This window comes from Peribacillus sp. YIM B13472 (assembly GCF_042788005.1).
In the GTDB taxonomy this organism is placed as follows: Bacteria; Bacillota; Bacilli; order Bacillales; family DSM-1321; genus Peribacillus; species Peribacillus simplex_E.
Genome location: NZ_JBHZPG010000021.1, coordinates 1 through 11610, shown reverse-complemented (window position 1 = coordinate 11610; position 11610 = coordinate 1). Strand labels below are relative to the sequence as shown.

The 11610-nt window shown below is 45.8% G+C and carries 9 protein-coding genes and 14 tRNA genes; 2 read left to right on the top strand and 21 right to left on the bottom strand.

Annotated features, from left to right (window positions below; translation table 11 throughout):
* Positions 1–6: 6 nt before the first annotated feature.
* From ACFX4I_RS16305 to ACFX4I_RS16275, 7 genes are all read right to left on the bottom strand, one after another.
* The gene (locus ACFX4I_RS16305) at positions 7–153 is read right to left on the bottom strand and encodes a hypothetical protein (RefSeq protein ID WP_230301566.1); all 147 of its coding nucleotides are present in this window, start codon (positions 151–153) and stop codon (positions 7–9) included.
* Positions 154–572: 419 nt separating this feature from the next.
* Positions 573–1676 (bottom strand): o-succinylbenzoate synthase, encoded by a 1104-nt coding sequence (gene menC, locus ACFX4I_RS16300; RefSeq protein WP_377421759.1) that lies wholly within the window; start codon positions 1674–1676, stop codon positions 573–575.
* Positions 1673–3151: an o-succinylbenzoate--CoA ligase gene (locus tag ACFX4I_RS16295; protein WP_377421757.1), complete on the bottom strand. Its 1479-nt coding sequence runs from the start codon at positions 3149–3151 to the stop codon at positions 1673–1675. The genes menC and ACFX4I_RS16295 overlap by 4 nt, the downstream gene beginning before the upstream one ends.
* A gap of 86 nt (positions 3152–3237) precedes the next feature.
* A complete protein-coding gene (menB, locus tag ACFX4I_RS16290) occupies positions 3238–4050 on the bottom strand; it encodes a 1,4-dihydroxy-2-naphthoyl-CoA synthase (protein WP_370662606.1) in 813 nt (270 codons plus the stop codon).
* A gap of 7 nt (positions 4051–4057) precedes the next feature.
* Entirely contained in the window at positions 4058–4879 is an 822-nt protein-coding gene (gene menH, locus ACFX4I_RS16285) for a 2-succinyl-6-hydroxy-2,4-cyclohexadiene-1-carboxylate synthase (protein WP_377421755.1), read from the bottom strand.
* Positions 4876–6627 carry a 2-succinyl-5-enolpyruvyl-6-hydroxy-3-cyclohexene-1-carboxylic-acid synthase gene (gene menD, locus ACFX4I_RS16280; protein ID WP_377421753.1) on the bottom strand — a complete coding sequence of 584 codons (1752 nt, stop codon included), beginning with the start codon at positions 6625–6627 and terminating at the stop codon, positions 4876–4878. Before menD ends, menH begins: the two co-directional genes overlap by 4 nt.
* Positions 6620–8029: an isochorismate synthase gene (locus tag ACFX4I_RS16275; RefSeq protein ID WP_230301572.1), complete on the bottom strand. Its 1410-nt coding sequence runs from the start codon at positions 8027–8029 to the stop codon at positions 6620–6622. Before ACFX4I_RS16275 ends, menD begins: the two co-directional genes overlap by 8 nt.
* A gap of 300 nt (positions 8030–8329) precedes the next feature.
* Here ACFX4I_RS16275 and ACFX4I_RS16270 point away from each other — a divergent pair, with 300 nt between their 5' ends.
* Positions 8330–9250 (top strand): 1,4-dihydroxy-2-naphthoate polyprenyltransferase, encoded by a 921-nt coding sequence (locus tag ACFX4I_RS16270; RefSeq protein WP_230301573.1) that lies wholly within the window; start codon positions 8330–8332, stop codon positions 9248–9250.
* 148 nt (positions 9251–9398) lie between these two features.
* A complete protein-coding gene (locus ACFX4I_RS16265; protein WP_377421750.1) occupies positions 9399–10148 on the top strand; it encodes a TraR/DksA C4-type zinc finger protein in 750 nt (249 codons plus the stop codon).
* 41 nt (positions 10149–10189) lie between these two features.
* On the opposite strand, the gene ACFX4I_RS16260 is transcribed toward ACFX4I_RS16265, so the two are convergent.
* From ACFX4I_RS16260 to ACFX4I_RS16195, 14 genes are all read right to left on the bottom strand, one after another.
* Positions 10190–10261 (bottom strand) — tRNA-Glu (locus ACFX4I_RS16260).
* A 3-nt stretch (positions 10262–10264) separates the two neighbouring features.
* Positions 10265–10355 (bottom strand) — tRNA-Ser (locus tag ACFX4I_RS16255).
* Position 10356: 1 nt separating this feature from the next.
* Positions 10357–10431, bottom strand: a tRNA-Asn gene (locus tag ACFX4I_RS16250).
* A gap of 10 nt (positions 10432–10441) precedes the next feature.
* Positions 10442–10518 (bottom strand) — tRNA-Ile (locus ACFX4I_RS16245).
* Between the two features lie 5 nt (positions 10519–10523).
* Positions 10524–10597, bottom strand: a tRNA-Gly gene (locus ACFX4I_RS16240).
* A gap of 4 nt (positions 10598–10601) precedes the next feature.
* Positions 10602–10677, bottom strand: a tRNA-His gene (locus tag ACFX4I_RS16235).
* Between the two features lie 10 nt (positions 10678–10687).
* A tRNA-Phe gene (locus ACFX4I_RS16230) sits at positions 10688–10763 on the bottom strand.
* Between the two features lie 23 nt (positions 10764–10786).
* Positions 10787–10862: transfer RNA gene (locus ACFX4I_RS16225), tRNA-Asp, on the bottom strand.
* A 6-nt stretch (positions 10863–10868) separates the two neighbouring features.
* Positions 10869–10942, bottom strand: a tRNA-Met gene (locus ACFX4I_RS16220).
* A 106-nt stretch (positions 10943–11048) separates the two neighbouring features.
* A tRNA-Ser gene (locus ACFX4I_RS16215) sits at positions 11049–11141 on the bottom strand.
* Positions 11142–11162: 21 nt separating this feature from the next.
* A tRNA-Ile gene (locus ACFX4I_RS16210) sits at positions 11163–11239 on the bottom strand.
* Between the two features lie 10 nt (positions 11240–11249).
* Positions 11250–11326, bottom strand: a tRNA-Met gene (locus ACFX4I_RS16205).
* A gap of 28 nt (positions 11327–11354) precedes the next feature.
* Positions 11355–11430: transfer RNA gene (locus ACFX4I_RS16200), tRNA-Ala, on the bottom strand.
* A gap of 17 nt (positions 11431–11447) precedes the next feature.
* Positions 11448–11524: transfer RNA gene (locus ACFX4I_RS16195), tRNA-Pro, on the bottom strand.
* Positions 11525–11610: the final 86 nt, after the last annotated feature.

Sequence of the window (11610 nt, the reverse complement as noted above, 5' to 3'; positions counted from 1 at the left end):
TATTCTTTACGCACCTGTCTTCCGGTCATAGAGGCCCCACTTTCTCTTCAAAAGAAACAGCTCGCACTCCTCCAAAGCCGTCACTTCTTTTATGACATAGTCAGACATGCCTCTTCTCAGTAGAATTTCCGCAATAAGGTACGGTTTTTTCATACACTCTCCCCTCCCTTTCCCTTGGTTGCCATTCTTTTAATTTCATTATACAAAATAATCCAATAAAGAAAAAATAGACAAAACCCCATTTTCCAAAAAAAATATGGTTTATCCGGCGATTTAAATGATTTTTCTAAAATCTGTAGGGTTTGCGCCCGACGCCTGCTTCGCCACTAGCATCCAGCGGGGTCTAGGTTAGCCAGTTATCCCAAGTTTTCTTTTAAAAATCATCGTTCGGGGGATGCCATTCGAAACCTCAAACTGATATTTGTTATTTATCCTATTAAAATCATTTAGCAAAAGGGTGGGATTCCTGTCCAAAAAAACACTAAATGGGTGAGTTACATAGACCGTGGGAGGTAAAAAGGGGATTATCAATATTTGATCAAAAGAGGCGGTAATGCACCTCTTTTGATGTTTCACTTGTACAGTTTACTATATGTAGTCAATTCCTTTAGCCGCTTTTCATTTATGGCAAAACCGATTCCAGCTTTATCGGGAACTTGGATCATGCCATTTTCGACAATGACTTCGGGATCGATTATATCCTCTTCCCAATAACGAGATGAAGATGATATATCCCCGGGAATCGTGAACCCTTTTAATGTGGCAAGTGCAATATTATGTGCACGTGAAATGCCAAATTCAATCATACCGCCGCACCAAACGGGCACACCATTACCCAGGCATAGATCATGGATTCTTACAGCTTCCATCCAGCCGCCGACTTTAGCCATCTTAATGTTGATCACCCCACAGCTCTGGAGCGACAGCGCACTTTTGGCATCATGAAATGAATTTATGCTTTCATCAAGGCAAATGGGTGTCTGCAGCTGTTTCTGCAAAAATGAATGTTCCACAATGTCGTCATGTCCAAGCGGCTGCTCAATCATCATCAGCTTAAACACATCAAGTTTCTGAAGATGTGGGATGTCATCAAGACTGTACGCTGAATTGGCATCTGCCATTAGCGGGATATCGGGATAGGCCCGACGTATTTCCCCTAAAAACTCCAGATCATTTTGAGGATTGATTTTTATTTTATAACGCTGATAACCAGATCCGGAAAAATCCTCGATCTGGCGCATCGCGTCTTCTATATCATTGGATGCAACGACTACACCAGCGGCCACTTCACTTCGTTCGCCGCCAAACAGCCGTCCGAGGTAGACTCCTTTCTGCTTCGCATATAAATCGAGGATTGCCTGCTCTAAAGCTGATTTCGCCATCGCATTCCGCCTGATTCCGCTCCATAAGTTCGGCAGCTCATCAGGATGCCTGATCTGACTGGCCAATGTCAGCGGGATTAAGAAGTCATCCAATATATGAAAGCATGTCTTGATCGTTTCCTCGGTATACCAAGGACTTGTAAAAGGGACAGCTTCCCCGTATCCAATCAATCCGTCTTCATCCATGGCTTCGACAATTATCACTTCCCGATCGCTTACCGTTTCGAGATGGGTCTTGAATGACCGCTTTAAAGGGGCCTTAATGAGCTTAAGGGAAATGGAGGATAACTTCATTGCCATCCCCCCATTTCCTTCTTCAGTTCCCGTCTCAAAAGCTTGCTTGCGCCATTCCGGGGAAGTTCCTTACAAAAAATCACGTTCCGGGGAATTTTATAAGATGCCAAATATCCCCTGCAATATTCCAGCAGTTCGCTCTCATCAAGCTCTGCACCTTGATGCAAGACGACAAAGGCAAGTGGGACCTGTCCCCATTTTTCATCGTCAGTCCCCGTCACCCCCGCTTCGAAAACATCAGGGTGCTTACTAAGGACATTTTCAATCTCGGCCGGGTAGACATTTTCACCGCCGGAAATGATTAAATCCGAACGTCGGTCAAGCACATATAAAAAGCCTTCCTCATCGAGATAACCAAGGTCGCCAGTATAAAGCCATCCATCGGTAATGGCCTGCTGTGTAGCGTCCAGCCGATTAAAATAGCCTTTCGTCACATTCGGACCTGAAACCACGATTTCGCCCACTGCACCCGGCTCACACATAGTGCCGTCTTTCTCTATCCGTAACTGCGAAGGAAACAAGGGCTTTCCCGCCGAGCCGATTTTTGTCATGCTATACTCCGGTGCCAGTGTCACAATCTGTGAAGACGTTTCGGTCATCCCATATGATTGATAGACGGGAATCCCTTTCTCCTTACATACCTCAAGTAAATGGACGGGTGCAGGGCCGCCGCCCAACAGGAAACAGCGAAACGTTTCCGGATAGCTCGTTCCCTTCATATCCTGCACCATCCTATTCAGCATCGCCGTCACGACCGAAATGATCGTCACGCCATTTTCCTGGATGCTCCGGTTTGCCTCCCGTTCATCGAAACGTTCTGCCAAAACGACTTTCATGCCATATATCACATTTTTCATCAGGATGGATAAACCACTAATATGAAAGATGGGAACCGCACAGTACCACGAATCCTCCTCATGCAATCCAAGGTTCAGAACAGACCCGACGGCACTCCACCAATGGTTGCCGAATGTTTGGATCACTCCTTTTGGATTTCCTGTCGTACCTGATGTATACATGATCGTCGCGGTATCCTCTAGGTAAAACTCTTGAAGTATCTCCGCAGTGCCATCCGGCAATTCTTCCATGAAATGAAGGTTCAATTCCGGGAGAATCTCACCAATATCAGAGAGTTTGCCGGAGAAGGAGCCTTCTGAAACCAAATGGGCCGTTCCACTATCCCCGATCTGCCAGGACAGCTCTTTTGCCGTTAGCTTATTATTCAGCATCACAATCTTTACACCGAGATAAAGTAGTGCATGGATAACGACGACACCATCTATATGGTTACGGAGCAAAACCGCACACGAATCGCCAGCGCCCAGACCAATGCTTGCCAGCTTACCAGCCATTTTCTCCGATAATGTATGCAGTTCAAGAAAGCTATACGTATGACCTTCAAACTCAATTGCCGGGCGATCCGGTGAGAGATGCGCCCGATTTTTCAGCCAGTTCGGCAACTTTTCTTCTGCCATTGCTGCTTACCCTCTTCCATTTTGATATAGAAAACAGCCCGGCGATTTTCCGCCAAGCTGTCAGTCTCATCGATTCACGCGTTTCATTAAGGGAAACGAGGGAATTGCCCAAAGTCCGGAGTGCGTTTTTCTTTGAATGCATCGCGGCCTTCTTTTGCTTCTTCTGTTGTATAGTATAAAAGTGTAGCGTCACCAGCCAATTGTTGAAGACCTGCAAGGCCATCCGTATCAGCGTTCATTGCCGCTTTCAAGAAACGAAGTGCAGTCGGGCTCTTCTCAAGCATTTCTTCACACCATTTAACCGTTTCCGTTTCCAATTCGTCCAAAGGTACAACCGTGTTGACCAATCCCATATCCAATGCTTCCTGTGCATTGTATTGACGACATAGGTACCAGATTTCGCGCGCCTTTTTATGACCCACGATTCGTGCAAGGTAGCCAGAACCATAACCAGCATCAAAGCTTCCCACATTCGGTCCAGTTTGTCCGAAAATTGCATTGTCAGCTGCAATCGTCAAGTCACAGACCACGTTCAAGACATTACCGCCACCAATTGCATATCCTGCAACCATGGCTACGACCGGTTTTGGAATTACGCGGATCAAACGTTGCAAATCAAGAACATTTAGACGCGGAATGTTATCTTCACCTACATACCCGCCATTTCCGCGTACTTTTTGATCTCCGCCTGAACAGAATGCTTTGCCGCCTACACCCGTTAAAATAATGACACCAATGCTAGAATCATCACGCGCCCTTGCGAATGCATCAATCATTTCAGCAGTGGTTTTTGGCGTGAATGCATTATGTACATGTGGTCGGTTGATGGACACTTTTGCAATCCCGTTATATTTTTCATACAAAATTTCATCATACTCACGTATTGTTTCCCATTGTATCGTCACCTTAATTCCTCCTTTTATTTCGCTTTAAAAACTCACTTATTATTTTACCAAACTTTTCTCCAACTTCCACATGAATCGCATGTCCCGCATCATTTATTATTTTCCATTCGGACCGCTTCAGCTTTCTCTTCATTGAGTCCGCAATGTCACAGAACTTACGGTCGAGTTCACCGGTTACAAGGAGCACAGGGAAATCAAGAGTTTGCAGTTGTTCCCAGTATGAAGCCTGACTGCCTGTCCCCATACCAAGAAGGCTATTGGAAAGGCCGGCAGGGTCATTTGCCAACCGCTGCTCCCGAATGGCCGACCTGGTTTTGGCCGACAGCCGTTTTTGACTTTCAAAAAGCGGGATGTTTTCCCATTGATCCACAAACGCTTCCACGCCATTTACAAGAATCCGTTCAGCAAGCTTCCTATCATTTCCCCTTCGAATTTCCCGTTCCCCTTCTGTTAAAAGGCCTGGTGAAGCGCTCTCCAATATCAGTGTATCAACATACTCAGGATACAAACAGGCAAATCCCAATCCGAGCCTTCCACCCATCGAATATCCAAGGATATGGGCTTTCGGGAAATGTAACACATCCAAAATATACTTGATATCCTCAGCTACACGCTTCATCTCATACCTTCGATGATCGGCTGGTGACGCAGACATGCCATGACCGATGATGTCGACCATTATCATGGTATACCTGTCACTCAGTAGCGGAATGAGGAATTTCCATGTATCCCGATTTCCCGTAAATCCATGTAAAAGTACAAGAGGATCTCCATTTCCCGTTATTTCAACAGCATAATTGACATCCTTGCTGACAATATTCATGATATTTCCCTGTCTAACACCATTTTTATTTCCTGGGAAACAAAGCTCCACAAATTTCGATGCTTTTGTAAATTGGACTCTCTTTCTGTCGGTACTTCGATGATTTTCAGACCTTGAATTTCGAATGACTCCGTAAATACCTTGTCAAACTCATCCCAACTTTGCACCTTGTTGTATTTACCGCCATAAAGCTTTGCAGTATGGGAAAAATCAAGCCCATGAGGCGTGCCGAATAGCGTTTCGAAATGTTCCCTCTCATTCGCCTGCGGCAAGAAGGAGAATATGCCGCCGCCATCATTATTAACCAGCAATATCGTGATATTTTGTTTTTGAAGTTTTGCCGCAAGCAAGCCATTCATATCATGGAAAAAGCTTAAATCCCCGATTGCCAGCACTGTATTTTTCGATACGGTGCTTACGCCAAGCGCAGTGGAAACGACACCATCGATCCCATTCGCACCGCGATTTGCCATGGTTTTGATTCCTTTTCCATTATTCAAAAAGAAAGTATCCAAATCACGTATGGGCATGCTATTCCCGACAAACAGCGTCGATTCCAATGGCATCATATCAGCAAGCAGGGCGAACAGCTTGCCTTCACTTAACTCCGATTCATCCCTGACGGAGGCCAGGGCATCCTTCGTCGCTCCGTTGACGGTCTGCCATAAGCGAAGCCATTCATCATCAGGGGAAGCAATAATTTTATCAGCAATTTTCAAACAAAAATCTTTCTCTTCGCTGTAAATCATATTCGTTGCCAATCCGGCTGGTTCACGCCAGCCTGCTCCACCATCTACGACCAAAGTGATTGCCTGTTTTTGTTTTTTCATGAATAACAATAAGGGTTTAGAAACAGGCATTGCCCCGAAACGCAAGATCACTTCCGGCCTGAAAGCCGTTTGAGCCGTTTCATCGCGTAGAAACGTATCGTACGCATCAATTATGACGGCTTTGTCGTGACTTCCGCTCCTTAACTGTGAAAGGGGATCAGCCAGTATAGGAAAAGCAAGTTTTTCCGCTAATGCGACTATGGCTTCCTTCATCTCTGGATGCGGTAATTCGCCACATACGATCATACCTTGCTTAGCTTGTGACAATGTAGTTGCAACAGCCTCCATTTGTGATGAGGACAGTGACCGTTCTCCACTGTCAATCAACACTGCAGGCGTCATTTTATTTTGCCTGTACTCCTTTGCTTTCTCCAGATCCGGAATCAATGGTTCACGAAGCGGGAAATTCAAATGTACAGGCCCTGCTGGTTCAGCTGCGGCTGTAGCCACTGCCCTTGCACCGACCGTTCTGGCATACCGCATCATCCCATCCGTGCTTTCAGGAAGTGCCATTTCGACAAACCATTTTACATGTCTCCCGTAAAGATGTATCTGATCGATTGCCTGCGGGGCTCCGACATCACGCAATTCATGCGGGCGGTCAGCGGTAAGTACAATAAGCGGCACTCTTGAATAGTAAGCCTCAATGACGGCTGGGTAATAGTTTGCTGTGGCTGTACCGGACGTACAAAGAAGTCCGACAGGTTCTTTTAAGGCCTTAGCCAAACCAAGGGCAAAAAAAGCAGCCGAACGCTCATCCACATTAATATGAATTTCGATATCAGGATGTTCCACTAGCAACAAAGCTATGGGTGTGGATCGTGAACCTGGGCTCACCACCACATGCTTCACCTCATTTTGTGCCAGCTCATCGACGAATGAAGCAGCATACGCTGTCAATGCATCTCGGTCATTCATTAAGATTTCCTCCTAAAGCACTTAACATCGGATTGAATTTAATCCCTGTTTCCCGGAATTCACTTTCGGGAGTCGAATCTTCCACTACCCCGCACCCGGCAAAGAGGGATGCCTCATTGTTCTGTATTAGGGCAGAACGTATCCCTACTGCGAATTCCCCGTTTCCATACGTATCCACCCAACCTAAAGGACCCGCATAAAAGCCGCGTTCAAGACCTTCCATTTCCCGGATCCGGACAACGGCCTTTTCTTTTGGAAGTCCGCCCATAGCAGGTGTAGGATGGAGGTTCTCGACGAATTCAAAAATCGTGACACCTTCCTTGGATATACCGCGGACCGGTGTGTACAAATGCTGGATATGACGGTTTTTCATAAGTGTCGGTTCGGCAGGAACCATCACCTTTTCGCATACAGAATCAAAAGCATTGGATATCATCGACACGACATATTGATGCTCTTGTAAATTCTTTTGGTCATGAAGCAATTCTTCACCAAGACAAACATCTTCCTGCTCATCTTTCCCTCGCCCCATCGATCCGGCAAGACAGGTTGAAAAAACTTCATTTCCCTGTTTCTTAATTAAACGTTCAGGGGTGGCACCTACAAAACAGTCACCGCCAGCCTCCAAACTGAAAATATAGCTTAATGGCTGCTCAGCAATCAATTGTTCAAGCACTTTCCCTGAATCGATGGAACGTTCAAAAACAAGTCGAAGCTCCCTTGCCAATACGATCTTGTCGAGATCTGTCGTCTTGATTTCCTGAACAGCCTCTTCGACCGTCCGCTTCCATTCCTCAGGTTCGACTTCCCTCTGCATAACCAGGGAATTTGCACCCGATCCATTGCCATCCAAGCTTTCGAAAAGGAAAGCTTCCCGTTCATTTATCATATCTATGAAGAGTTTTTCCGAATCATCAGGCGAACAAAGTAAGTTTGTCGTTAAGTAAGCTTGTTTCCCCACTATTGACAGCATGAAGGCAGGTATATAAAACAGGTTGTCCCCGAACTGATTCCACAGGAGCGTACTGTCAGTTTCATAATCAAAAGAAAAGCCACCAAACAGTAAAGGACCTGTCGCTTCTAAATCGGTCACTCCTGTTTTGACAGCAGTATTCTGCAGTTTGATCCAGCTCTTTTCGACTTCTCTATAACGTTCGGCATTCGATGCCGCTTTGAGTTTCTTAACATTGCCTAAACCGGTGATGGTTATTTCCTTTGCAGGGTCCTCCCAGAAAAAGCGTTCACCCGCGTACCGTTCTCTTCCAGCTTGATAAAATGAAAGGGGGTTGTTGCAATTAACTTTCTTAATATGACTGAATAGAACTTGATCATTCAAGTCCTTCGCCTTTTGTATAGCTGAAGCCAGTCCCTGAAACTGTTCAGTTTCCTCTGAGATAGCCAAAAAAAATCCCCCCAAATGTACATTTTAAAAGCTTTTTAACCTATTTAAAGATACACCTCCCTTGAACCTCATGTCAATAAAACGCCCCTTTACCGAACGATTCTTTCCTGCTTTTTTCCTTATTATATGAATCTTAGCGAATGTAGAGAAATATCCTTGATTCTGGAAATGCATCATCCATGAATTCCAAATATCACCCTTGCCCACTTTTCCTGCATTTATTAGGATAACCTTTTGTGCAACATTTCAATATTTGTTATAATTTCGAGAGAACCAATAATGATTTTGAGGAGAGAAATAATGCAAACAGAATACGACGGACTTCCCCTTAAACGGACCTGGAAGATTTGGTGGGAGTTAATTCGTCCACATACACTAACCGCAGCTTTTGTCCCAGTCTTACTTGGAACTGTTATTGCACTTTTGGAAGATGGAGTGAATTGGTTATTATTCGCTGCCATGATGATTGCAAGTATCCTGATTCAAGCTGCAACCAATTTATTCAATGAATACTATGATTTCAAGAGAGGCTTGGATACGGAGGAATCCGTAGGCATCGGCGGCGGGATCGTCCGTCATGGGATGACCCCCAAACTAATCATGAACTTGGCCCTTGGCATGTATGCCATCGCCTTGATAATTGGAATCTATATCTGTGCCGCATCATCTTGGTGGCTTGCTGCAGTAGGACTGGTTTGCATGCTTGTAGGCTATCTTTATACAGGCGGCCCTCTGCCCATTTCATATACACCATTCGGGGAACTCTTTTCTGGATTGTTCATGGGCTTTTTGATAATCCTGATCGCCTTTTTCATTCAAACCGGTAATGTTTCTTCAACAGCCATCTTAATTGCCATTCCAAGTGGAATATTGGTCGGGTTGATCAACTTATCCAATAACCTACGTGACCATGATGGAGATAAGGCACATGGCCGCAAAACGATGCCGGTAGTCATGGGTCGGAAAAACGCCCTGACATTCATGGCAATCATGTTCGCCTTCTCTTATCTATGGCTACTTGGGCTAGTCCTTACCGGAAGCGTAACGGCGTGGATCCTCCTTGCTTTCCTAAGCATCCCGAAAGCCCTGGCCGCAATCAAAGGCTTCGTAGGTAAAACGCAGCCAATCACTATGGTGCCAGCAATGAAAGCCACGGCCCAAACGAACACCTTCTTTGGCTTACTCATGGCCATTGGATTATTCATCAGCTATCTTATATAAATCTCCGAGGACTGAGCTCATCCGCTCAGTCCTTTTTTTCTATCATCCGTTCCATATTGTTTTCCTATCCCCCGATTCGGGTAATAGATAATACAACCATCCCACCAATATAAAATGAGATTTAGACTTTAGAAGGAGTGAATCCGATATGGCAACGAAACAACAAACGCAAAAATTCAAAAAAGAACTGCTTCAAGAAAAAAATGAGCTAGGTAATAGAATTCAAAATGATGAACAATCCGTTCTGGAGAAAAGCCAGACCGAATCCATAGGGGAATTATCATCCTATGATAATCATCCTGCTGACCTAGGAACCGAATTATTCGAGATGGAACGGAATCAAGCACTCGATGAGCATGCACAATCCGAAATGGAGAAAATCGATGAAGCTTTGAAAGCCATGGAAGAAGGTTCGTATGGCCATTGTAAAACCTGCAATAGGGAAATCCCCATTGAGAGGCTTGAAGCGATTCCAAGCACCCTCTATTGTGTCGAGCATGCCCCAGAACGTCCACTTTCACAAGAGCGGCCTGCGGAAGAGGACATACTGATTCCATCCAAGGGTGATCATTTTGAAAATCGTCATGGAATCGAAATGGTGGATAAAGAAGATAGCTTTGGTGAAGTTGCCAAATTCGGTACATCCGAAACACCATCCGATTACACAGGCGATCATGACAATTATAATGATCTTTATAAAACAGAGGATGAAACGAACGGGTTTCCTGAAGACTATGAAGGATTTGCCGCAAATGATATCGAAGGAAAAAATAGAGTGAATATACCGAACAAAAAGCAAAAGGAATATGAAGGCACACTGGAGGAAGAAAATATAGAATCCAATCTTGGAGACATTCCCTATAAACAAAAAGAAAGTTATATCAATGAAAAGAAATGAAAAAAAGAAGCATACATGAATGTATGCTTCCTTTTTTGTTATGACCCGTACGGGATTCGAACCCGTGTTACCGCCGTGAAAGGGCGGTGTCTTAACCGCTTGACCAACGGGCCAACTGGCGGAGAAGGAGGGATTTGAACCCTCGCGCCGCTCGCGCGACCTACACCCTTAGCAGGGGCGCCTCTTCAGCCTCTTGAGTACTTCCCCATGGCTCCGCAGGTAGGACTCGAACCTACGACCGTTCGGTTAACAGCCGAATGCTCTACCACTGAGCTACTGCGGAACAATGAATATGGTGGGCCTAAATGGACTCGAACCATCGACCTCACGCTTATCAGGCGTGCGCTCTAACCAGCTGAGCTATAGGCCCATATTTGGAGCGGGTGAAGGGAATCGAACCCTCATCATCAGCTTGGAAGGCTGAGGTTTTACCACTAAACTACACCCGCGAAATGGGGCGACTGATGGGAATCGAACCCACGAATGCCTGAACCACAATCAGGTGCGTTAACCACTTCGCCACAACCGCCGTAATTATATGGTGGCTCAGGACGGAATCGAACCGCCGACACAAGGATTTTCAGTCCTTTGCTCTACCGACTGAGCTACTGAGCCACAAATGTATTGAATTTTAAAAATGGCGGTCCCGACGGGAATCGAACCCGCGATCTCCTGCGTGACAGGCAGGCATGTTAACCGCTACACCACGGGACCTAATAATTGCGGGGACAGGATTTGAACCTGCGACCTTCGGGTTATGAGCCCGACGAGCTACCGGACTGCTCCACCCCGCGACGGTAATAATGAAACGATTTGCATCAAGTTTTCGTGTATATCGTTTTGTCCGCATCCATTATGTAAGGGTGTTTCAAAACAACTTGCTGCTTTTTTAAAAAAAAATGGAGGAGGTAGAGGGATTCGAACCCCCGCGGGATTTGACTCCCCTGTCGGTTTTCAAGACCGATCCCTTCAGCCGAACTTGGGTATACCTCCATGGCTTTTGAAAAGTGAATATGGTGGACCTTGTAGGACTCGAACCTACGACCGGACGGTTATGAGCCGTCTGCTCTAACCAGCTGAGCTAAAGGTCCTTATATTTATTGGTAGCGGCGGAGGGGATCGAACCCCCGACCTCACGGGTATGAACCGTACGCTCTAGCCAGCTGAGCTACACCGCCAATATAATATAAGTTTCTGATTGAAAAATGGTGGAGCCTAGCGGGATCGAACCGCTGACCTCCTGCGTGCAAGGCAGGCGCTCTCCCAGCTGAGCTAAGGCCCCATTCATTAAAAATCACGTGGTCGGGAAGACAGGATTCGAACCTGCGACCCCTTGGTCCCAAACCAAGTGCTCTACCAAGCTGAGCTACTTCCCGCAATAAAACATGGTGCGCCCGGCGGGAGTCGAACCTACAACCTTCTGATTCGTAGTCAGATGCTCTATCCAATTGAGCTACGGGCG